Raw genomic sequence first — 21,283 nt, 5'->3', positions numbered from 1 at the left:
ATGCCTACTTCTTCGCGCCGCGCATCGCGTCGATCTGGGCCACGGTCACCATGCCGGTGGGTTCGACCTTGCCTTGCGCCGAAACGTTCCACACCTGCATGGGGGCGGCGATGTCGCCGTTGGCGTCGAACTGCAGCGGCCCGGTGGCGCCCACGTACTGGATGGTCTTGCCCTCGGCCAGCAACTGCGCGGCCTTCTTCAGCTCGGCCACGCCGGCATAGACCTTCTCACCCTTCGGATCGGTCACCTTGCGGATCGCGTCGCGAATGGCCGGGCCCTTGCTGCTCTTGGCCTGCTCCATCGCCAGCCCCACCAGCACCGTGGCGTCATACGCGTTGGGGATGTAGGCCTGCGTCGGCAGCGTGCCGAACTTGGTCTGGAACTCGCTCTGGAAGGTGGCCAGCGAAGGCGTCTTGTCCGAGCCCGGCGCGGTGCCGTGCACGTCCTTCATGTACTGCGCGCCGACGTCGTTGACGAAGTCCTGCGACTCCAGCCCGTCCGGGAAGAGGAACTTCTGCGGCCCGCCCGCGCCGATCCATTCGCGCGTGATGGTGGTGCCGTCACCCGGGTAGCCGATCAAAAACAGCGCATCGGGCGTGGGGCTCATCGCCTTGCCCACCTCGGCGCGGTACGACGGCTGACTGGGGTTGTAGACCACGTTCTGCGTCACCGTGCCGCCCAGCTGCTTGAAGCCGGCCGTGAACTCCTGGCTCAGGCCCTGGCCGTACGGGTTGTTCAGGTACATCACCGCCACCTTCTTGAAGCCCGCGTCATGCGCCACCTTGGCCATGGCCAGGCCCTGCAGTGCGTCCGACGGGCAGGTGCGGAACCAGAAGCCGCCGGTCTTGCCCTGCTTGGCCAGATCGCTGAAGGTCGGCGAGGTCGATGCCGGCGAGATCTGCACCACCTGGCTGGGCGCCGTCACCGAGGTCAGGATGGCGGCGCTCACGCCGCTGGAGAGCGCGCCGATGATGGCCGGCACCTGCTGCACGTCCACCAGCTTCTTGGCCGCGTCCACGCCCACCGAGGGGCTGGTCTGGTCGTCCAGCAGCGACAGCTTCAGATCGCAGGTGTTGGCGCCGTGCGAGGCGTTGAAGTCGGCCACGGCCAGCTCGCTGCCCTTGGCGATCTGCTGGCCCAGCACGCCCAGCGAGCCGGTCAGCGACATCACCGCGCCCACCGGGGTGGTGCACGAGGCCGCGAAGGCGGGCGCGCAGCCCATGCTGGCCAGGGCCAGCGCGATGGCGGCTTGTTTGATTGACGGATGTCTCATGTCGAATACCTCCAAAAGGTCAACACGCCACAAACGGCGGCAGCGGACCTGTCCCGAAGGAACGAAGGCATCGAGGCATCAACCCAGCACCGGGTGGCAATCGGCAAAACGTCGGGGAATGTCATCGGGTGATGGGACGTTCCGGTCGCCGGGCAATCAACACTCTACGCCGCTTGCGCCCACCTTGCACGGCGCGGCCGCGCCAGCGCGGCGCGCCGCCGGCGCCATGGAACAATGCCGTCATGCAAAGCGCAGACGTTCTCATCATCGGCGCCGGCATGGCGGGCGCCTCGCTGGCCTGGCGGCTGGCGCGCGCGGGCCGGCGCGTGCTGCTGATCGAGCGCGAAGCCCAGCCCGGCATGCACAGCACGGGCCGCTCGGCGGCGATGTTCATGGAGAGCTACGGCCCGCCCGGCGTGCGCGCGCTCACCCGCGCCAGCCGCGACTTCTATCTGCACCCGCCGGCCGGTTTTGCCGACGTGCCCCTGCTCACGCCGCGCGCGGCGCTGTTCGTGGCCACGGCCGCGCAACGCCCCGCACTGGATGCGATGCAGGCCGAGCTGGCCGCCAGCGGCACCGTGCTGGAGCTCCTGAATTCGGAGCAGCTTGCGCAGATTGCGCCGGCGCTGCGGCCCGGTTTGTTTGAAAGCGGCCTGCTCGACACCAACGGCTACGACATCGACGTCAACGCGCTGCTGCAAGGCTTCCTGCGGGGCGCGCGGCAGGCGGGCGCCCAGTTGCTGACGCAAGCCGAGCCGCAGGCGGCCGAGCGTGCCGAAGAAGGCTGGCGCCTGCAACTGGCCGACGGCCGTCGCGTGGTCGCGCCGGTGCTGGTCAACGCCGCGGGCGCCTGGGCCGACGAGGTGGCGGCGCTGCTGGGCGCGGCGCCCATCGGCCTGGTGCCTTGCCGGCGCAGCGCCTTCACGTTCCGCGCGCCCGAAGGGGCGGACATCGCCGGCTGGCCGCTGGTGTCGGACGTGGACGAGCAGTGGTACTTCAAGCCCGACGCGGGCCAGCTGTTGGGCTCGCCCGCTAACGCCGATGCGGTGGCTCCGCACGACGTGCAGCCGGAGGAGCTGGACATTGCCCTGGGCATCCACCGCATCGAGGAAGCAACGACGCTGCGCATCGCGCGGCCCACCGCCACCTGGGCGGGCTTGCGCACGTTTGCACCCGACGGCGAGATCGTGATTGGCTTTGACGCTGCGTGCCCGGGCCTGTTCTGGCTGGCGGGGCAGGGCGGCTACGGCATCCAGAGCGCGGCGGGCGCGAGCGCTCTGGCGGCCAGCCTGATCGAGGGCGGGGCGCTGCCCGATGAATTGACGCGCCACGGCGTGGCGCCAGCCACCGTGGCCCCTGCGCGCTTGCGCGCAGTCAAGTGCCGGCCAGCGAGCGCAGGCCGTTCAAGTCCAGCAGCCGCAGCTGGCGACCCCGCCCGCTGATCAGGTCACGCTCGCGCAGCTGGCGCAGCACGCGCGAGAACGTCTCAGGCGCAATGCCCAGTTGCGCGGCAATGGCACGCTTGCGCTCGCGCAGGGTGATGGCCGGCTGTTGCGGCGCCTCGGGCGCGCCCTCCAGATGCCGCAGCAGCCATTCGGCGCAGCGCGCCTCGGCGTCCTTGCCCAAGCGCGTGACGGCCAGCTCGGCCTGCTGGCGGTGGGCGCGCGCCAGGTCGCGCACCAGCAGCAGCGTTTGCGCGGGCAGGGCGCCCAGGTTGGCCGAGAAGTCGGCCAGCGGCACGGCGCGCACCCGCACCGGGGTTTCGGCCACGATGTCCATCAGGGGCGCCTGGCCCAGCACCGCGCTGCCGGGGTCCAGCCAGCACGGGCCTTCGAGCCAGCCCAGGGTGTGCGCCAGGCCGTCGGGCCCAAGCAGGCCGAGGGCCACGCGCCCCTCGGCAAGGTGATGAATGTGGTCGTCATGGCGGGCTCGGCGCAACAGCACCGTGCCCGCAGGCAGCGTGGCGGCCTGGTGGTTGGGGTCGGGCAGTGGCAGGGTCAGCATGGGCCGACTGTGCCGCGCCTGGGGCCAGATGCCATTGATGCATATCAACCCCGGCGACATTCGGCAAAGCGCCTCGACCGCGCGGCGACCCGCCGCCACGGCTTGGCCCGTGCGCCCGGGGCTCCGCCCGATCGAGATCGCGCTGCGGGGCCCGAACGACTTGCACGGCAAGCTGGAGCCCGCCGGCCGGCCGGCGCGTCCGCCAGATGCAACGGAACGGCCAGCCCATCGAGCTGCGGCGCGGCATTCCGGCGGGTGAGGGCCGCAGTCGAGAGCTGGCAAAAAAAAGTCCGCACGTTGCGTGAACGATGCGGACTTTTCTGGACTGGTGCCGGCTGCCGGAATCGAACTGGCGACCTACGCGTTACGAGTGCGTTGCTCTACCAACTGAGCTAAGCCGGCGATTCTCGTAAAGTCTGCGATTATAGCGGGCGACTTGCCCGTCTTTGACCCCCATCACCCACCGCCTTGGAGGCTCTTGAACATGCTGAAGACCGATCACCTGATCGATACCCGTTCGCTGCTGGATGTGGCGGCTGACCGCGGCGCGCCTTCGCGCCGCCAGGCGCTGGGACTGGCGCTGGGCGTGGGCTATGCGGCGGCCACGCTGCCAGTGCTGGCGCAGACGGCCATCAAGACCAGCGCCGAGGGCCTGACCGCGGGCGAGGTGACGATCGACGTGGCCGGCTTCAAGATGCCGGCGTACCGCGCGCAGCCGGCGGGCAAGAGCGGGCTGCCGGTGGTGCTGGTGCTGTCCGAGATTTTTGGCGTGCACGAGTACATCGCCGACATCACGCGGCGCCTGGCCCACGCGGGCTACCTGGCGATCGCGCCCGAGCTGTTCGTGCGCCAGGGCGACGCGCAAGGCTATGGCGAGATGTCCAAGCTGATGAGCGAGGTGATTGCCAAGGTGCCCGACGCGCAGGTGATGGGCGACCTGGACGCCACCGTGGCCTGGGCCGGCGCTCACGGCGGCAACACCGACAAGCTGGGCGTGACCGGCTTTTGCTGGGGCGGGCGCCAGGTGTGGCTGTATGCCGAGCACAACCCGAAACTGAAGGCGGCCGTGGCCTGGTACGGGCGCCTGGTGGGCCAGCCCACGGCGCTGGCGCCCAAGAACCCGCTGGACGGCGCGGCGCAGCTGAAGGCGCCCGTGCTGGGCCTGTATGGCGGCGCCGACACCGGCATCCCCCTTGACACGATTGATACGATGAAAAAAGCCTTGGCCGAGGCGGGCGCCAAGGGCAATGCCGCCGCCAAGGCCAGCGAGTTCGTGATTTACCCGGATTCGCCGCACGCCTTTCATGCCGACTACCGGCCCAGCCACCGCAAGGAGGCGGCCGAGGACGGCTGGAAGCGCGCCTTGGCGTGGTTCAAGGCGCATGGCGTGGCTTGACAGGCCGGCTACGCTGGTTTGACGAGCAGGCCGCCCGCGAGGCGGCTTTTTTTGATGTTTCATGCTTCTGGCGCTTGCCAGACGTGCGCGAGTAGCTATGAATTTGATTGTAATCCTGGTGGGCACGCTGATCGCCGGCGTGGGCAGCGTGTGGATCGCCGCCACCTTGTCCTTTGGCGTGCTGGCGCGCTACACGCAGCACATGCTCAGCCTGGCGGCCGGCGCGCTGCTGGCCACGGCCTTCATTCGCCTGCTGCCCGAGGGCTTCGAGAGCGGGGTGGAGGTGCACGTGCTGTCGGCCACGCTGCTGGGCGGCCTGCTGTTTTTCTTTTTGCTCGACAAGGCCGAGCTGTGGCACCACGGCCATGAGCATCACCCGACCCTGCCCACGCTGGACGAGGCGATGGAGGATGCGGACGTGATGCACGAGCACACGCACGACGCGGCCCATGCACACGCCCATCATGGCCATGCCGGGCACCGCCATGCGACCCCGGCCGCGGGTGGCGGCTGGGCGGTGCTGACCGGCGACGCCGTGCATTGCTTTGGCGACGGCGTGCTGATCGCCTCGGCCTTTCTGTCCAGCGCGGCGCTGGGCTGGTCCGCCACGCTGGCGGTGCTGGTGCACGAGGTGCCGCACCACATGGGCGATCTGGCGGTGCTGCATCAGGGCAGCCGGCGCAAGTGGCGCGCGGCGCTGGTCAAGGTGTCGCTGGCCGGCGCCGTGACCGCCCTGGGCGGGCTGGTGGGCTGGGTGCTGGTCGAGGGGCTGGCCGCCTTGCTGCCCTACCTGCTGATGCTGGCGGCCAGCAGCTTCATCTACGTGGCGCTGGCCGACCTGATCCCGCAACTGCAAAAGCGCCTGAACGCGCGCCAGACGGCGGCGCAGATCGTGTGGCTGGTGATTGGCATGGGGCTGGTGATTGCCGTCGGCCTGGCGGGGCCGGAGCATGGGCATTGAGCGTGGCCGGCCTTGCGGGCGGTCATGCGGGCTCGGCTGGCGAGCCGGCTTGACCGTCAGTCCTTGGCCACCGGCAGGCCGGGCGTGCGGCTCCACTCGCTCCAGCTGCCGGCGTACAGGGCTGTGGGGGCGTAGCCGGCCAATTCCATGGCGATGATGTTGGGCACGGTGCTGACGCCGCTGCCGCAGTGGTGCACCACGCCGGCGGGGTCGCGCCCGGCCAGCAGGGCGGCGAATTCGGTCTTGAGCTGGGCGGGTGACTTGAATCGGCCGTCGGGCCCCAGGTTGTCGCCAAACGGCCGGTTGAGCGCGCCGGGGATGTGGCCGGCGATCGGGTCCAGCGGCTCCACATCGCCGCGATAGCGCGGGGCGCCGCGGGCGTCGATGAGGGTTTGCGCAGGCTGATCGAGGTGGGCGGCTACCTCTTGGGTGCTGACCCAGTGGCGCAGCTCGGGCTTCAGCGCGAAGTGGCCGGGCGCGCGGGCCTTGGCGGGGCCGCTTTCGGTCGCGCCGCCGGCCGCCAGCCAGGCAGGCAGGCCGCCGTCAAGCACGGCCACGGCGTCGTGGCCGGCCCACTTCAGCATCCACCACAGGCGCCCGCAGTAGTTGGCGCCGTTGCGGTCATACACCACGGCCTGCATGGTGTTTTCAAGTCCCAGCCGGCGCAGGGTCTGCGCAAACAGCTCTCGTTTTGGGAGCGGATGGCGGCCGCCATTGACGGCGTTGGCCGGGTCGTGCGCGCTCAGGTCGCGCTCCAGGTGGGCCTGCACGGCGCCCTGGATGTGCTGCTCGGCAAACATCGCGTCGGCCTTGGCGGCATCGGCCAGATCGAAGCTGCAATCGAACACCAACAGGGGCGCGCCGCTGGCTTGCAGGGCCTGGAGTTGGTCAACCGAAATCAGGTGCGTGTACATCAGAACTCCTCGGCGGGTGGATTGGGCAGCGCGCGGGCGCGCAGCACGGTGGCGGCCATGCCGCAGGCGATGATGAGCGCCATGCCCAGCCAGCCCAGCGGCGGGATGTGGTCGCCAAACAGCGTCAGGCCGAACAGCGCGCCAAACACGATGCCCGAGTATTGCAGGTTGGCCACCACGATGGTGGAGCCGTGGGTGTAGGCGCGCGTCATGCACAGCTGGCCCAGGGCGGCCAGCAGGCCCATGGGCAGCAGCCACAGTGCCTGCCAAGTGGCCAGCGTGTGCGCGCCCAGCGCCAGCATGCCCAGGCCGCCGGCCAGCAGGGCGGCCAGCGAGAAATAAAACACCGTGCGCGTCTCGGGCTCGCCCACGCGGCCCAGGGCGGCCACCTGCATATAGGCCAGCGCCGCCATCAGGCTGCCCAGCAGGCCGACCAGGCCGGCAAACAACTGGTTTTGCTCCAGCGTGGGGCGCAGCAGCAGGATCACGCCGGCAAACCCGGCCATCACCGTGAGGATCAGCGGGCCCTGGCGGCGCACGTCGGCCAGCTGGCCCATGGCCAGGGTGCCGCCGATGACGAAGGCGGCGATCCAGATGCCGCTCATGTAGTTGAGCGTGATGGCGGTGGACAGCGGCAGGTTGGCGATGGCGTAGAACCAGGCCACCAGCGACGCCACGCCCACCACGTTGCGCCACACGTGCATCATGGGCACGTGCGTGCGCAGGCTGACCCCGCGCGAGCGCGCCAGCACGCCGATGAAGACCACGCTGATCACGCCGCGGTAGAACACGACCTCCAGCGGGCCGAACGAGCCCGAAGCGAACTTGATGCACACGCCCATGCCCGCAAAGAACAGCGAGGCGGCGATCATCCAGGCGGCTTGCATGTGAAAACGAACTACCCCCGTTGCTCCACTCGCTGCGCGATGTTTCGCCTCCCCCCTTGTATCTTTGCAACTGCAGTCCTCGTTCAGTTGTCGTCAGTGCGCCAAACCTGCCTCCCCCTGGAGCCTTGAGTTCGACCTTGAGCAATCGGTCAACGCATTGACATCTTTCATCCAACCACGTAGCCCGAACAGTTGCCGATCATGAACATGCATGCACAAGGTGGGGTAGTGAGTGGCGTCGGTCGAGCCAACGCCGGTATTGATGTGTCCAAACTGCATCTCGATGCATGCGTGGGCGATCAGCATCGGCGCGTGCCCAACGACGCCGACGGGTGGCAGGAGCTGATCAATCAGTTCAAGAGCACCGATGTTGATTTGGTGGTCATCGAGGCCACTGGTGGCTACGAGCGTGAACTGGTGTGGGCGCTGCAACGTGCCGGCATTGCGGTCGCGCGTGTCAATCCGCGTCAGAGCCACGACTTCGCCAAGTCGATGGGTGAGTTGGCCAAGACCGACAAGGTCGATGCCCGCATCCTGCGCGACTTTGCCGACGTGTTGGCGCGCCACAAGGATCGAGCCAAATACATCACGCCTATGGAGGATGTCCGGCGCCAGGAGTTGGCAGTGCTGATGACACGGCGTCGGCAGCTCATCGAGATGCGAGTGGCTGAAGGCCACCGCTTGGAGCAGGCCAGCGCACGCGCCGCGCGCAGCATCAAAGCCGTCCTCGGGATGCTGGACAAGCAGATCGCGGCCATTGATGCGGACGCCGACTCGCACCTGGATCGACACTTCAAGCAGCAGCGCGCGTTGCTCGACAGTGTCAAGGGCGTCGGTCCGGTGGCGATTCTCACCCTGAGCGCGGCGCTGCCCGAATTGGGCCGGCTCAAGCGACGCCAGATCGCCAAGCTGGTGGGTGTGGCTCCCCTGGCCAATGATTCGGGCGAGCGCAGTGGCAAGCGTCGTATCTGGGGTGGGCGCGCCGAGGTGCGGGCCGTGGTGTACATGGCCGCGCTCTCAGCCATTCGCTACAACCCCGTGTTCAAGGTCTTCTATGAGCGTTTGCTACAAGCGGGCAAACCCAAGAAAGTGGCCATCGTCGCTTGCATGCGCAAGCTCTTGACGATTCTCAACGCCATGCTCAGAGATAAAACCGCCTGGGATCTGTCCAAGCATGAAAATTTCATTCAACAGACTTGACTTGAGAACACAGTTGCTCAAGGGGACATCGCCTATGACCGGGGAGACCCCGGCCATGGCGATCGCTGGCATGGCCTGCTCCGCGGCCGGATGGCTCTTTGGAATTCATGAGATCCGGGATCCGCGCCGGCTGAACGATTGTTGCAGCAATCAGGTCGTCGCCGACCACCCCATCGCGCGCCGATACCAGGCGTGAAAGTGCTGCATGCCGTCTTCCATCGGGCTCTGATAGGGGCCCACCTCGTTGTCGCCGCGCAGCATCAGCGCCTTGCGGCCGGCGTCCATGCGCTCGCCGATCTCGTCGTCTTCGACGGCGGTTTCCATGTAGGCGGCGCGCTGGGCCTGGACGAACTCGCGCTCGAAGGCGACGATTTCCTCGGGGTAGTAGAACTCGACCATGTTCATGGTTTTCTCGGGGCCCAGCGGGTGCAGGGTCGAGACCGTGAGCACGTGCGGATACCACTCGACCATGATGTGCGGGTAGTAGGTCAGCCAGATCGCGCCGCGCTCGGGCATGCGGCCCTCGCGGTAGCGCAGCAGCACCTCGTGCCACAGCTTGTAGGCGTCCGATCCGGGCTTGCCGAAGCTGGGGGCCACACCCACGGTCTGCACCGAGTAGTCGCGGCCAAACTGCCAGCTCAGGTCGTCGCAGGTGACGAAGTTGCCCAGGCCGGGGTGGAAGGGGCCGACGTGGTAGTCCTCCAGATAGACCTCGATGAAGGTCTTCCAGTTGTAGTTGCAGGTGTGCAGCTCGACGTGGTCGAGCGCATAGCCCTCGAAGGACAGCTCGCCGGCCACCCGCATGCCCGCCAGGTCGGCCGCAATGTCGCGCCCGTTGTCCTCGAACAAGAGGCCATTCCACTCGCGCAGCGCGTAGTTGTTCAGGTCCAGCGCGGGGTCGCAGGCGAAGTGCGGCGCGCCCAGCAACTGGCCGCCGGGCGCATACGTCCAGCGGTGGATGGGGCACACGATGTTGCCGCCCGCGTGACCCTTGCCTTGGCCCTGCAGGTTGCCGCGCCCGCCCAGCATGAGCGCCTGGCGGTGGCGGCAGCAGTTGGAGATGAGCTCGACCTGGCCCTTGGCGTTGCGGATCAGCGCGCGGCCGTCGGCCTCTTGCGGCAGGGTGAAGTAGTCGCCCACCTCGGGCACCGCCAGCGCGTGGCCGACGTAGCGCGGGCCGGCATCGAAGAGCAGTTGCTTTTCGCGCTCGAACAGCGCTGCGTCGAAATAGGAATGGACGGGAAGTTGAGTCGCCGCCTGCTGGAGTTGAAGACTTAAATCAGACATGGAGTTCCGACCTAGAGACTCCCCCTATGAAGGGGCAGGAAAAAAGCGCCTGGCATCCGGGGATATTGCGCGCGCGAAGTCCCCGCGGTGACGCCGTGGGGAACCGATGATTTTAGCCGAGCCGCCGACGCTGCGCACACTGACGTGGCCAATGCGCCGGTGTGCGGATAAAATACCCGGTTTGCCGCTTTTCAAACGGGCGGCTTGCGCCGCATGGTGCGCGAGCCGTCCGCCCTGTTTGAACAACAGGTACGTGTGCGCGGGTGGCGAAATTGGTAGACGCACCAGGTTTAGGTCCTGACGCCCGCGAGGGTGTGGGGGTTCGAGTCCCCCCCCGCGCACCACCGATCAACATGACACAGAGAGAAAGCCCCATGGCCGTGAACGTCGAAACCCTGGAAAAACTCGAGCGCAAGATGACGCTCTCCCTGCCGCTGGACACCATCCGCGGCGAAGTCGAGACGCGCCTGCGCAAGCTGGCCCGCACCGTGAAGATGGACGGCTTTCGCCCCGGCAAGGTGCCGATGAGCGTGGTGGCCCAGCGCTACGGCTACTCGGTGCAGTACGAGGTGATGAACGACAAGGTGGGCGAGGCGTTTTTCAGCGCGGCCAACGAGGCGCAGCTGCGCGTGGCCGGCCAGCCCACCATCACCGAAAAAGACGGCGCGCCCGAAGGCCAGATGGCCTTTGACGCCGTCTTCGAGGTGTTCCCCGAAGTCAAGATCGGCGATCTGGCCACGGCCGAGGTGGAGAAGGTGTCGGCCGCCACCACCGACGAGGCGATCGACCGCACGCTGGACATCTTGCGCAAGCAGCGCCGCAGCTTTGCCCAGCGCGCCCAGGGCGCCGCCGCCGAAGACGGCGACCGCGTGACGGTGGACTTTGTCGGCAAGATCGACGGCGAGCCGTTTGACGGCGGCAAGGCCGAGGACTTCCCCTTCGTGATTGCCGAAGGCCAGATGCTGCCCGAGTTCGAGACCGCCGTGCGCGGCATGAAGCTGGGCGAGAGCAAGACCTTCCCGCTGGCCTTCCCGGCCGACTACCACGGCAAGGACGTGGCGGGCAAGACGGCCGACTTCATGGTCACGGTCAAGAAGATCGAGGCCGCGCACCTGCCCGAGGTCAACGAGCAGTTGGCCAAGTCGCTGGGCGTGGCGGACGGCAGCGTGGACGGCCTGCGCGCCGACATCAAGAAGAACCTGGAGCGCGAGATCAAGTTTCGCCTGAACGCGCGCAACAAGCAGGCCGTGATGGACGCGCTGCTGGCCAAGTCCGAGCTGGACCTGCCCAAGGCCAGCGTGCAGGCCGAGCTGGACCGCATGATCGAGAGCGCCCGCGCCGACCTGAAAGCGCGCGGCATGAAGGACGTCGAGAAGCTGCCCATGCCCGAGGACGGCTTCCGCCCGCAGGCCGAGCGCCGCGTGCGCCTGGGCCTGGTGGTGGCCGAGCTGGTCAAAGCCGCCAAGCTGCAAGCCACGCCCGAGCAGATCAAGGCCCAGGTCGAAGAGCTGGCCGCCAGCTACGAGAAGCCGGAGGAGGTGGTGCGCTACTACTACGCCGACAACCGCCGCCTGGCCGACGTGGAGGCCATGGTGATCGAGAACAACGTGACCGAGCACGTGCTGGGCCAGGCCAAGGTGACCGAGAAGACGCTGGGCTTCGACGAGCTGATGGGCCAGTCGGCCTGATCGCTATCAAAATAGAAGCTGTCAGCGCTTGATGCATGGGCGTCAGAAGCCGAGTTTGTTCTTGGTTTCGCCGGGCGAGGCCCGGCGGTGACAATGGGGTCTGGAATCCGGCGGTTCCGACCCCATTTGGCTTTCATCCCCTCTTGACGGAGCTTTCATGAGCGCACTTGCCTCTCCCCAAAACCTCGGGCTGATCCCGATGGTGATCGAGCAGTCCGGCCGCGGCGAGCGGTCCTTCGACATCTACTCGCGCCTGCTCAAGGAGCGCGTGATCTTTCTGGTCGGCGAGGTCAACGACCAGACCGCCAACCTGGTGGTCGCGCAGTTGCTGTTTCTGGAGAGCGAGAACCCCGACAAGGACATTTCGTTCTACATCAACTCGCCCGGCGGCAGCGTGACGGCCGGCATGTCGATCTACGACACCATGCAGTTCATCAAGCCCGACGTGTCCACCATGTGCCTGGGCTTTGCCGCCAGCATGGGGGCATTCTTGCTGGCCGCGGGCGCCAAGGGCAAGCGCTATTCGCTGCCCAACAGCAAGATCATGATCCACCAGGTGCTGGGCGGCGCACAGGGCCAGGCCACCGACATCGAGATCCAGGCGCGCGACATTCTGCGCACCAAGGAGCAGATGAACCGCATCCTGTCCGAACGCACCGGCCAGCCCTACGAGAAAGTCGTGCACGACACCGAGCGCGACTACTACATGACGGCCGATGAGTCGAAGGACTACGGCATCATCGACCAGGTTCTGGCGCGGCGCCCTTGATGCGGTTGTTACACGGCGACTTCGCTATCATGGCCGGACTCCCATTCTGCAAGACCACCCATGGCCGATAAAAAAGGCTCCTCCAGCGAAAAAGCGCTTTACTGCTCCTTCTGTGGCAAGAGCCAGCACGAGGTCAAGAAGCTGATTGCCGGACCGTCGGTGTTCATCTGCGACGAGTGCATCGACCTGTGCAACGACATCATCCGCGAGGAGGTGCCCGCCGATGCGCCCGAGGGCAAGGCCAAGGGCGACTTGCCCACGCCGGTGGACATCAAGACCAACCTGGACAACTACGTCATCGGCCAGGAAAAGGCCAAGCGCACCCTGGCCGTGGCGGTGTACAACCACTACAAGCGCCTCAAGCACAAGAGTGACAAGAAGGGCGGCGACGTCGAGCTGGCCAAGAGCAACATCCTGCTCATCGGCCCCACCGGCAGCGGCAAGACGCTGCTGGCGCAAACCCTGGCGCGCCAGCTGGACGTGCCCTTCGTCATGGCCGACGCCACCACGCTGACCGAGGCCGGCTACGTCGGCGAGGACGTCGAGAACATCATCAGCAAGCTGCTGCAAAGCTGCGAATACGACATCGAGCGCGCCCAGCGCGGCATCGTCTACATCGACGAGATCGACAAGATCAGCCGCAAGAGCGACAACCCCAGCATCACGCGCGACGTGTCGGGCGAGGGCGTGCAGCAGGCATTGCTGAAATTGATCGAAGGCACCCTGGCCAGCGTGCCGCCACAGGGCGGGCGCAAGCACCCCAACCAGGACTTCCTGCAGATCGACACCACCAACATCCTGTTCATCTGCGGCGGCGCCTTTGCCGGCCTCGAGAAGGTGATCGAGGCGCGCACCGAGGCCAGCGGCATCGGCTTTGGCGCCACCGTGCGCAGCAAGCAGCAGCGCTCGATCAGCGAAGCCTTCCTCGACGTCGAGCCCGAGGACCTGATCAAGTACGGCCTGATCCCCGAGCTGATCGGTCGCATGCCGGTGGTCGCCACCCTGGCCGAGCTGACCGAGGACGCGCTGGTGCAAATCCTCACCGAGCCCAAGAATGCGCTGGTCAAGCAGTTCTCGCGCCTGCTGCAAATGGAGGGCGTCGAGCTGGAGATCCGCCCCTCGGCCCTGGCGGCCATTGCCCGCAAGGCGCTGGCGCGCAAGACCGGCGCGCGGGGCCTGCGCTCGATCCTGGAGGGCGCGCTGATCGACACCATGTACGAGCTGCCGCACACCGCCAACGTGGCCAAGGTGGTGGTGGACGAGAGCACCATCGACGAGGCGCAGTCGCCGCTGCTGGTGTATCGCGAGGCCGCCAAAAAAGCTTGAGATCGCATTTGGCGCTACCGCGCGCCCCATCTGCGCAAGCTGCTCCTGAAACAAGAGCGTGCGCAGATTTTTTCGTCCCCCCGGATGTTCCTGCCCGCGGCGCCCGTCGCGCCCGGGTTGAAAATGCGGTCTGAGCGCCCATCTCAGGCCTGATCACGCAACAAGGATTCGACATGTCTGGAACCACGCCCCTGCCCGCCACGCCGATCGATTTGCCGCTGCTGCCGCTGCGCGACGTGGTGGTGTTTCCGCACATGGTCATCCCGCTGTTCGTGGGCCGGCCCAAGAGCATCAAGGCGCTGGAGAGCGCCATGGCCGCCGACCGGCGCATCATGCTGGTGGCGCAAAAGACGGCGGCCAAGGACGAGCCCGCCGTCACCGACATGTTCGAGGTGGGCTGCGTCTCCACCATCTTGCAGATGCTCAAGCTCCCCGACGGCACCGTGAAGGTGCTGGTCGAAGGCCAGCAACGCGCCACCGTCACGCACATCGAGGAAGGCGAGACGCACTTCGTGACCACGGTGACGCCGCTGGAGGTGTCGACCGGCGACAAGGACAACGCCGAGGTCGAGGCGCTGCGCCGCGCCGTCATGCAGCAGTTCGACCAGTACGTCAAGCTCAACAAGAAGATCCCGCCCGAGATTCTGACTTCGATCGCCAGCATCGACGAGCCCGGCCGCCTGGCCGACACCATTGCCGCGCACCTGCCGCTCAAGCTGGAGAACAAGCAGGCGGTGCTCGACCTGTCCAGCGTCAAGGAGCGGCTGGAGAGCCTGTTCGAGCAGCTCGAGCGCGAGGTGGACATCCTCAACGTCGACAAGAAGATCCGTGGCCGCGTCAAGCGCCAGATGGAAAAAAACCAGCGCGACTTTTATCTCAACGAGCAGGTCAAGGCCATCCAGAAGGAGCTGGGCGAGGGCGAAGAGGGCGCCGACATCGACGAGATCGAGAAGAAGATCAAGGCCGCGCGCATGCCCAAGGACGCGCGCAAGAAGGCCGATGCCGAGCTGAAAAAGCTCAAGCTGATGTCGCCCATGTCGGCCGAAGCCACCGTGGTGCGCAACTACATCGACGTGCTGGTGGGCCTGCCCTGGGCCAAGAAGACCAAGATCAAGCACGACCTGGCCTACGCCGAGCAGGTGCTGAACGAAGACCACTACGGCCTGGAGAAGGTCAAGGACCGCATCCTCGAATACCTGGCGGTGCAGCGGCGCGTGGACAAGGTCAAGGCGCCCATCCTGTGCCTGGTGGGGCCGCCCGGCGTGGGCAAGACCTCGCTGGGCCAGTCGGTGGCCAAGGCCACGGGCCGCAAGTACGTGCGCATGGCGCTGGGCGGCATGCGCGACGAGGCCGAAATCCGCGGCCACCGCCGCACCTACATCGGCGCCATGCCCGGCAAGGTGCTGCAGAGCCTGAACAAGGTGGGCACGCGCAACCCGCTGTTCCTGCTCGATGAAATCGACAAGCTGGGCATGGACTTTCGGGGCGACCCCTCCAGCGCGCTGCTGGAAGTGCTGGACCCCGAGCAGAACCACACCTTCAGCGACCACTACGTCGAGGTGGATTTCGACCTGTCGGACGTGATGTTCGTGGCCACCAGCAACTCGATGAACATCCCGCCGGCGCTGCTGGACCGCATGGAGGTGATCCGCCTGGCGGGCTACACCGAGGACGAAAAGGTCAACATCGCCGTCAAGTACCTGCTGCCCAAGCAGCTCAAGAACAACGGCGTGAAGGAAGCCGAGCTCGAAGTCGGCGAAGACGCGGTGCGCGACATCGTGCGCTACTACACCCGCGAGGCCGGCGTGCGTGCGCTCGAGCGCGAGCTCTCCAAGATCTGCCGCAAGGTCGTCAAGGCCCTGCAGCTCGGCCAGATGAAGCCGCGCGTCGTGGTCTCGGCCGAGAACCTCAACGAGTTTCTGGGCGTGCGCAAATTCAGCTTTGGCCGGGCTGAACACAAGAACCAGGTGGGTCAGGTGGTCGGCCTGGCCTGGACCGAGGTGGGGGGCGATCTGCTCACCATCGAGGCCGCCACCATGCCCGGCAAGGGCGCCATCCAGCGCACCGGCCAGTTGGGCGAGGTGATGAAGGAGTCGGTGGACGCCGCGCGCACCGTGGTGCGCTCGCGCGCGCACGCGCTGGGCATCAAGGACGAGCAGTTCGACAAGCGCGACATCCACATCCACGTGCCCGACGGCGCCACGCCCAAGGACGGCCCCAGCGCCGGCGCGGCCATGACCACGGCCATGGTGTCGGCGCTCACCGGCATCCCGGTGCGCGCCGACGTGGCCATGACCGGCGAGATCACCCTGCGCGGAGAGATCACGGCCATCGGCGGCCTGAAGGAAAAGCTGCTGGCGGCCCTGCGTGGCGGCATCAAGACGGTGTTGATCCCGGAGGAGAACGTCAAGGACTTGCAGGAGATTCCCGTCAACGTCAAAGAGCACCTGACCATCACGCCGGTGCGCTGGATCGACAAGGTGCTGGAGATCGCGCTGGAGCGCCGGCCCATGCCTTTGGCCGACGACGACGCCGGCGTGGTGCCGCCCGCTGCCGTGGCCGCCGCTGCCGTGGCCGCCGCCGCGGCGGCCCCCGAGGCCAAGCGCAAGACCGTGAGAGGCGGCGCGGTCAAACACTGACAAGGCACGGCCGGCCGCGCAAAAATTTTTGGCTTCTCGCTCGAACGCTGCCGTTTTTCAGGCTACAATGCAAGGCTTGCAACGCGGGAATAGCTCAGTTGGTAGAGCGCAACCTTGCCAAGGTTGAGGTCGCGAGTTCGAGCCTCGTTTCCCGCTCCAATCATCCAGTGTCCGGTTCACCAAGCCGGTCGCTCCAGCCAAGAAAAAGGAAGCATCCGCTTCCTTTTTTTTCAGCTGGCCGAACACGGCGCGATAGCAAAGCGGTTATGCAACGGATTGCAAATCCGTCCAGTCCGGTTCGACTCCGGATCGCGCCTCCACCTTCCCCACCCTGCATTCCGATCGACGCCGCCCGCTGCTCATGTCAACGCGGGAGCGTGCAGCCTGCGACAATGCACGTTGGCCCCGGTGGTGAAATCGGTAGACACAGCGGACTTAAAATCCGCCGCTTTCCCGCAAGGGCGCGTGCCGGTTCGACCCCGGCCCGGGGTACCAGGTCACAACACAAGGAATCAACGCCATGAATCACGACGATGCACCCTTCGAGATTCACGTGCATGGCGACGTGAAGCTGCGTCCGGACGTGGGCTTCGATGCCCTGCAGGACGCCCTCAAACCCCTCTGGAAGTACGCCGGTGCGCGCTCGCTGGCCGATGGCGCCGCCAGCCTGTACGAAGACGAGCCGGGCATCCGGTTCGATCCGGCCGAGCACCTGCTGCAGATGTGCTGGACGCTGGCCGGCGACGAGGACTTTCGCCAGCAGCTGGACGACATGTGCATGAACCTCAACGAGGTCAGCGCCGAGGGCGCGGCCATCGAGGTGACGCTGTACGACGCCGAATACGACGAGGACGACGAGGAGGCCGGGCGCGAGTCGCGCGACGACTTCGTGCTGCTGTTCGTCGGCCCCACGCCGCAGGCCATCATGCAGGCGCAGCGCGACCTGCTGGTGGAAGACGTGGTCAACCTGATGGAGCGCCACTTCGACGGCGCCGAGCTGAGCGGCGTGGTGGGCGAGATCGACAAGCTGTTCTCGGCGCGCTTCGACGCGCTGGTGAACTCGCTGCAGATCAGCAAGCCGCCACGCGGCGCCGGCGGGGGCTCGCCGGGCCACGGTGGTGGCCGGCGCCCGCGCCATCTGCATTGACAACCTGCCTTCGGGCTTTGGTCGCTTTCCTTGGCGGCGCTCTTCAGGCGATTGTCCGGAGTTCGAGCCTGAAGGATTGGGGCGCCATCGCGCTGGCCCCGCGGTCGATCGATATCCATGTTGCCGATGCGAGATGCGCAGTGCGCGCCAACAAGGCACAGAAGGCCTGTCACCGCCCCGGCGCGGCCCCCTCGTGCCCCTTCGGGTTGAGGCTCAAGCCTGCCGCGTCCAGCGGCCGAACGGCAGCTTGCCTTCGCGCTTGACCTTGGGGCCGCTGATGGTCGGGGTCTGGTGGTAGCCCAGGTCCTTGAGTTCCCGGCGCACGCCCAGTACCAGTTGCTGAAAGCTCAAGGCCCGGTGCGAGGCGCGCAGGCGCTTGACCAGCGTGAAGGTGAACGCGCCATAGGCGGTGCTGCCGTGGTCGTACTCGGCCGCCAGTTCCTGCTCGTCGGCCGCGAACAGCAACAAGGGCACGTAGGGGCCGAAGTGGCCGAGCGCGGCCTTGGCCGCTTCGAAGCTGTCGCGGTCGGTGGACCACAGCGCCTTGGCCTCACCCAGTCCCCGACGGCACAGCTGGGTGGCGTCGGGGAGCTGCCGTTGCGCCTTCTTGTCGGCGCGAAAAGTCCGCCCCGCGCGCGCGGCCTGCTCGACGAAGTCGCGCGGCACCCACATCTGGTGGGCCGCGTCCCAGCGCAGCATGCGGTGGCGCACGTCGTCGGGCGGGTCGATGCCGCGCACGCGCTGCCCGCCGCGGCTCATGCCGCCGGCATGGCAGCAGTCGAAGATGGCCAGGAAGTTGGCGCCATACGGCAGTTGGCTGTAGTACTGCTGGAAGTCCTTGTCGGTGAAGGCGTGCTCGGGCTGCCAGTCGAAGTCCACCGGCACCAGGGTTTCGTCGCTGCGCTCGGGCTGGCCGTCGGCGCCGTAGCGGGGCAGTTGCGCGCCGTGGCCGGAGTAGAAGAACACGCGCTCGTCGTCGGGCCCCACGCCATCGGCCAGCCAGGCCAGGCGCTCCAGCAGGCCGGCACGGGTGGCGCGCGCATCGGTCAGCACGCGAATGTCATCGGCCGCGAAGCCGCATTCCTGCAGCAGCGCGCTCATCAGATAGACGTCGTTGATGCAGCCGTTCAGGCGCATGTCGGGCTTGGGATATTCGTTGATGCCCATCAGCAGCGCGCGCCGCTTCACGCGTCGCGGCACCGGCAACGGCGCAGCGGGCCGCGGACCCGGACGGATGGCGGACTCGGGCAGCAGGCGCGGCAGGATATCGCTGGCCACGCGCGGCTGCGCCAGGTAGGCCGCGCCATCGTGGTGGACGGGCGGAGCCAGAAAACTCTCGGTGACGGTGTGGGTGCGCGCGTCGTTGCCGGGCAGCGGGCGCGTGAAGACCATGTCCTGGGGGTTGTAGAGCTCGAACCACTGGCCGATGCCCTGGCCCTGGGCGTCGTACAGCGGCTCGATGCGCCCGCCAAAGGCCGAGCGCAGGGCCGGATGTCCGAGCTGCGAGCCGAAGGTGAACAGCCCGCAGCCGCTGAGCAGCGCCCCCTCGTCGGCGGCCACCATGCGCCGGAACAGGTCATAGCAGCCCAGGCTGCCCAGGTTGTGCGCGCACACCAACTGCGGCCGGAAGTCCTGGTATTGCTGGCGCAGGGTGTTCACCAGCGCATCGCGCAGCGGCGGGCTTTCCGACCATTTCAAGGCCATGCCGGCCGTCCAGCGCACTTGCTCGTCGATCGATTCCATCAGGCCGGCGTTGTCCAGGGCGGGCGCCGGGCCCGGGGCCTGGAGACCCAGCCAGACCAGGGCGCGCGTCACCGTCCAGGCGTCGAGCGGATGGTCGTCAAACAGCGCGTCGTAGCGCGCGAAGCGGTACTCCAGCGCGCCCTGATAGCCCGCCTTGCGCGCGCTGGCCTCGAACGCGCCCTGCCACTGCCGCTGCCACCGGGCCTGGGCGGGCTCGTCGCCATGGACCCCGCCGTTAACCATCCACACGCGCAGCGGCGCCGCATCGGCCGGCGAGGGCGTCGGATCTTGTGTCGCCGACACGCGGGCCGACGGCAAGGGTTGCGTGGGCGGCAGCTGGCCTTGGGCGGCCAGGGCCTGGGCGTGCGCCTGGGCGTTGAGGCGCTCCTCGATCTTGTCCAGCGTGCGGCGCATGGTATCGGCCGCCAGGGGCGTGTCCGGCAGCAGGGCGCGGCTGACGGCATCGGATTCGGCGACGCCCAGTTGGTCCGCCAGGTACTGCACCATCCAGGCCAGCGACTGCTGGTTGTCGTTGGGGGGCGTGGTGTCCAGTGCCAGGGTGCGGGTCGTGCTCACCGCGCGTGTCGGCAAGGCGGCGGGCGTGTCCAGGCGCGGTGAGGGCAAGAACAGGCCCTGGAACGGGTTGGTGGCCAGCGCCGCTGCACAGCGTGCGCCCAGCGGCGCCAGGCCCCAGCGCTGGCACATGAAGGCCAACAGGCTGCTGTGGTCGTACACGGTGGAGTCCACCCCCGCGGCCAACCAGGGCGAGGCCAGCACGGCGGGCACCCGCACGCCCAGGCGGTCGAAGCCGAAGCCCAGGTCGCCATCGGGCCCGAGTGGTGCCACCTGGTCGTCGGGCGGCACGGCCGCAGGCGGGGGGACGTGGTCAAAGAAGCCGCCATGCTCGTCGTACAGCACCACGAACAGGGTTTGCTGCCACAAGGCCTCGTTGGCACGCAGCGCGCCATAGACGTCGGCGATGAGCTGGTCACCCAGGCCGATGTCGTGCGGCGGGTGCTGGTCGTTGGGCTTGTCGGCCAGGGGCAGCTTGAAGTAGCGCGGCTCGATGAAGACGAACTCGGGAAAGTCCTCGGGCTTGCACTGGGCCACGTCCTGGGCAAAGCGGTCGGCCGAGCTGCGCAGATCGGGGATGGACCAGGTCCGGGTGAGCAGCAGGGTCAGCGAGACGTCGTGGCTGTAGATGCGTGTGCGCAGCCCCGCGTCGTGAAAGCGGTTGAAGATGGTCGGCAGGTCGTAGTGCCGAAACAGCGGCCCCATGCCCGTCAGGCCCTGGGGCATGCGCAGATTGCCGCGCGTGGTGCCCGCCAGCGCAAAGATGCGGTTGGGCCAGGTGGGCCCCGGAATGGAGGAGAACCAGCGATCGCACGTGGTGAACTGCGTGGCCAGCGTGTGCAGCGCGGGGATGGCGCCGGCGGACGTGGTGTCGGCCGGGAAGTGGCGCATGACCTGGCTGATGCTGCGGTCCAGCGTCGCCGGGTTGAAGACGGACTGGTATTTGTCGTAGGCATCGGCGACGAAGCCGTTCATCACCAGGGCGGACAGGTTGCCACCGAGCTGGCGTTTCACGTCCACGAAGTCGTGGGAGGGGTCGAAGTCCGCGCTTTCCCCCAGGCTCTTGCGGTCCAGGCTGGGCGAAGCGTCGCCGGTGAAGGGCACCGCCGGGCTGCCCGGCCGCGCCGCGTTGGCGTGCGCCGGATCGGCCAGGTAGCGCAGCGCCGCCTGCACGCCTTCCAGCCCCGCAATGCGCTGGTCCAGTGCGCCCAGCAGATGGTCGAAGGAGCGGTTCTCGAGCATGAGCACGACGACGTGCTGAATGGGATGCGCCATGACCGGGTCTCTCCTGCGGCGTGCTCCGCATCCGTCCGCTGCGTGGGGTTCGCGGCGGGGGTGCGGGGCTTGTGCCGTAACAGTAGCGGCGTCCCTCGTGCGCTGCTGTTACAAAAAGTCAGGCGCGCCCAGAGGCGCCGTTTGCCGGCGCGCGGACTGGCTGGGTCGCCGCCGGCCGCGCCACCTGCATTGACGCAACCG

Annotated in this window: 15 protein-coding genes and 5 tRNA genes; 13 read left to right on the top strand and 7 right to left on the bottom strand. The window is 67.4% G+C overall.

The window, feature by feature from the left end:
- Positions 1 to 4 precede the first annotated feature (4 nt).
- Entirely contained in the window at positions 5 to 1,273 is a 1,269-nt protein-coding gene (locus U1F38_RS13735) for an ABC transporter substrate-binding protein (protein WP_409987630.1), read from the bottom strand.
- A 242-nt stretch (positions 1,274 to 1,515) separates the two neighbouring features.
- On the opposite strand from U1F38_RS13735, the gene U1F38_RS13730 reads away from it, so the two are divergent.
- Positions 1,516 to 2,715 (top strand): NAD(P)/FAD-dependent oxidoreductase, encoded by a 1,200-nt coding sequence (locus U1F38_RS13730; protein ID WP_409987629.1) that lies wholly within the window; start codon positions 1,516 to 1,518, stop codon positions 2,713 to 2,715.
- On the opposite strand, the gene U1F38_RS13725 is transcribed toward U1F38_RS13730, so the two are convergent.
- Positions 2,648 to 3,277: a Crp/Fnr family transcriptional regulator gene (locus tag U1F38_RS13725; RefSeq protein ID WP_409987628.1), complete on the bottom strand. Its 630-nt coding sequence runs from the start codon at positions 3,275 to 3,277 to the stop codon at positions 2,648 to 2,650. The two genes, U1F38_RS13730 and U1F38_RS13725, sit on opposite strands and share 68 nt — an antisense overlap.
- Positions 3,278 to 3,603: 326 nt before the next feature.
- Positions 3,604 to 3,679: transfer RNA gene (locus U1F38_RS13720), tRNA-Thr, on the bottom strand.
- A gap of 82 nt (positions 3,680 to 3,761) precedes the next feature.
- Between U1F38_RS13720 and U1F38_RS13715 the strand changes: the two genes are divergently transcribed.
- Together U1F38_RS13715 and U1F38_RS13710 are read left to right on the top strand one after the other, a co-directional pair.
- Positions 3,762 to 4,673, top strand: coding sequence for a dienelactone hydrolase family protein (locus tag U1F38_RS13715; protein WP_409987627.1), 912 nt, complete (start codon positions 3,762 to 3,764; stop codon positions 4,671 to 4,673).
- 97 nt (positions 4,674 to 4,770) lie between these two features.
- Positions 4,771 to 5,634, top strand: a complete 864-nt coding sequence (locus tag U1F38_RS13710; protein ID WP_409987626.1) for a ZIP family metal transporter — start codon at positions 4,771 to 4,773, stop codon at positions 5,632 to 5,634.
- Between the two features lie 56 nt (positions 5,635 to 5,690).
- Here the strand turns inward: U1F38_RS13710 and U1F38_RS13705 are convergent, their stop codons facing one another.
- Positions 5,691 to 6,548 carry a sulfurtransferase gene (locus tag U1F38_RS13705; protein ID WP_409987625.1) on the bottom strand — a complete coding sequence of 286 codons (858 nt, stop codon included), beginning with the start codon at positions 6,546 to 6,548 and terminating at the stop codon, positions 5,691 to 5,693.
- Positions 6,548 to 7,435, bottom strand: a complete 888-nt coding sequence (locus U1F38_RS13700; protein WP_409987624.1) for a DMT family transporter — start codon at positions 7,433 to 7,435, stop codon at positions 6,548 to 6,550. Before U1F38_RS13700 ends, U1F38_RS13705 begins: the two co-directional genes overlap by 1 nt.
- A gap of 228 nt (positions 7,436 to 7,663) precedes the next feature.
- On the opposite strand from U1F38_RS13700, the gene U1F38_RS13695 reads away from it, so the two are divergent.
- Positions 7,664 to 8,635: an IS110 family transposase gene (locus U1F38_RS13695; protein WP_409985785.1), complete on the top strand. Its 972-nt coding sequence runs from the start codon at positions 7,664 to 7,666 to the stop codon at positions 8,633 to 8,635.
- A gap of 150 nt (positions 8,636 to 8,785) precedes the next feature.
- Here the strand turns inward: U1F38_RS13695 and U1F38_RS13690 are convergent, their stop codons facing one another.
- Complete coding sequence (locus tag U1F38_RS13690) at positions 8,786 to 9,922, bottom strand: aromatic ring-hydroxylating oxygenase subunit alpha (RefSeq protein ID WP_409987623.1); 1,137 nt, start codon at positions 9,920 to 9,922, stop codon at positions 8,786 to 8,788.
- Between the two features lie 257 nt (positions 9,923 to 10,179).
- Here U1F38_RS13690 and U1F38_RS13685 point away from each other — a divergent pair.
- The 9 genes from U1F38_RS13685 (at position 10,180) to U1F38_RS13645 (ending at position 17,491) form a co-directional block, all read left to right on the top strand.
- A tRNA-Leu gene (locus U1F38_RS13685) sits at positions 10,180 to 10,266 on the top strand.
- A gap of 30 nt (positions 10,267 to 10,296) precedes the next feature.
- A complete protein-coding gene (tig, locus tag U1F38_RS13680; protein WP_409987622.1) occupies positions 10,297 to 11,610 on the top strand; it encodes a trigger factor in 1,314 nt (437 codons plus the stop codon).
- Positions 11,611 to 11,767: 157 nt separating this feature from the next.
- Positions 11,768 to 12,379, top strand: coding sequence for an ATP-dependent Clp endopeptidase proteolytic subunit ClpP (clpP, locus tag U1F38_RS13675; RefSeq protein WP_409987621.1), 612 nt, complete (start codon positions 11,768 to 11,770; stop codon positions 12,377 to 12,379).
- A 60-nt stretch (positions 12,380 to 12,439) separates the two neighbouring features.
- Positions 12,440 to 13,705, top strand: coding sequence for an ATP-dependent Clp protease ATP-binding subunit ClpX (gene clpX / locus U1F38_RS13670; protein ID WP_409987620.1), 1,266 nt, complete (start codon positions 12,440 to 12,442; stop codon positions 13,703 to 13,705).
- A 173-nt stretch (positions 13,706 to 13,878) separates the two neighbouring features.
- Positions 13,879 to 16,344 carry an endopeptidase La gene (gene lon / locus U1F38_RS13665; RefSeq protein ID WP_409987619.1) on the top strand — a complete coding sequence of 822 codons (2,466 nt, stop codon included), beginning with the start codon at positions 13,879 to 13,881 and terminating at the stop codon, positions 16,342 to 16,344.
- Positions 16,345 to 16,427: 83 nt separating this feature from the next.
- Positions 16,428 to 16,503, top strand: a tRNA-Gly gene (locus tag U1F38_RS13660).
- An 87-nt stretch (positions 16,504 to 16,590) separates the two neighbouring features.
- A tRNA-Cys gene (locus U1F38_RS13655) sits at positions 16,591 to 16,664 on the top strand.
- 82 nt (positions 16,665 to 16,746) lie between these two features.
- Positions 16,747 to 16,839 (top strand) — tRNA-Leu (locus tag U1F38_RS13650).
- A 25-nt stretch (positions 16,840 to 16,864) separates the two neighbouring features.
- Positions 16,865 to 17,491, top strand: a complete 627-nt coding sequence (locus tag U1F38_RS13645; protein WP_409987618.1) for a DUF6806 family protein — start codon at positions 16,865 to 16,867, stop codon at positions 17,489 to 17,491.
- Between the two features lie 213 nt (positions 17,492 to 17,704).
- Here U1F38_RS13645 and U1F38_RS13640 read toward each other — a convergent pair whose 3' ends face one another.
- Complete coding sequence (locus U1F38_RS13640) at positions 17,705 to 21,082, bottom strand: alkaline phosphatase family protein (protein WP_409987617.1); 3,378 nt, start codon at positions 21,080 to 21,082, stop codon at positions 17,705 to 17,707.
- Positions 21,083 to 21,283 lie beyond the last annotated feature (201 nt).

This window comes from Ottowia sp. (genome assembly GCF_046348305.1).
GTDB lineage: Bacteria > Pseudomonadota > Gammaproteobacteria > Burkholderiales > Burkholderiaceae_C > Ottowia.
Note: the sequence above shows the minus strand (reverse complement) of the source record. Positions and strands in the feature narration are given on the sequence as shown.

What these genes read in the sequence shown, in the direction of transcription:
- U1F38_RS13710 (WP_409987626.1), top strand. Translation starts at nt 4,771, where the DNA reads ATGAATTTGATTGTAATCCTGGTGGGCACGCTGATCGCCGGCGTGGGC.
- tig (WP_409987622.1), top strand. Translation starts at nt 10,297, where the DNA reads ATGGCCGTGAACGTCGAAACCCTGGAAAAACTCGAGCGCAAGATGACG.
- U1F38_RS13730 (WP_409987629.1), top strand. Translation starts at nt 1,516, where the DNA reads ATGCAAAGCGCAGACGTTCTCATCATCGGCGCCGGCATGGCGGGCGCC.
- U1F38_RS13640 (WP_409987617.1), bottom strand. Translation starts at nt 21,082, where the DNA reads ATGGCGCATCCCATTCAGCACGTCGTCGTGCTCATGCTCGAGAACCGC.
- U1F38_RS13690 (WP_409987623.1), bottom strand. Translation starts at nt 9,922, where the DNA reads ATGTCTGATTTAAGTCTTCAACTCCAGCAGGCGGCGACTCAACTTCCC.
- clpP (WP_409987621.1), top strand. Translation starts at nt 11,768, where the DNA reads ATGAGCGCACTTGCCTCTCCCCAAAACCTCGGGCTGATCCCGATGGTG.
- U1F38_RS13700 (WP_409987624.1), bottom strand. Translation starts at nt 7,435, where the DNA reads ATGCAAGCCGCCTGGATGATCGCCGCCTCGCTGTTCTTTGCGGGCATG.
- U1F38_RS13705 (WP_409987625.1), bottom strand. Translation starts at nt 6,548, where the DNA reads ATGTACACGCACCTGATTTCGGTTGACCAACTCCAGGCCCTGCAAGCC.
- U1F38_RS13725 (WP_409987628.1), bottom strand. Translation starts at nt 3,277, where the DNA reads ATGCTGACCCTGCCACTGCCCGACCCCAACCACCAGGCCGCCACGCTG.
- U1F38_RS13645 (WP_409987618.1), top strand. Translation starts at nt 16,865, where the DNA reads ATGAATCACGACGATGCACCCTTCGAGATTCACGTGCATGGCGACGTG.
- clpX (WP_409987620.1), top strand. Translation starts at nt 12,440, where the DNA reads ATGGCCGATAAAAAAGGCTCCTCCAGCGAAAAAGCGCTTTACTGCTCC.
- lon (WP_409987619.1), top strand. Translation starts at nt 13,879, where the DNA reads ATGTCTGGAACCACGCCCCTGCCCGCCACGCCGATCGATTTGCCGCTG.
- U1F38_RS13735 (WP_409987630.1), bottom strand. Translation starts at nt 1,273, where the DNA reads ATGAGACATCCGTCAATCAAACAAGCCGCCATCGCGCTGGCCCTGGCC.
- U1F38_RS13715 (WP_409987627.1), top strand. Translation starts at nt 3,762, where the DNA reads ATGCTGAAGACCGATCACCTGATCGATACCCGTTCGCTGCTGGATGTG.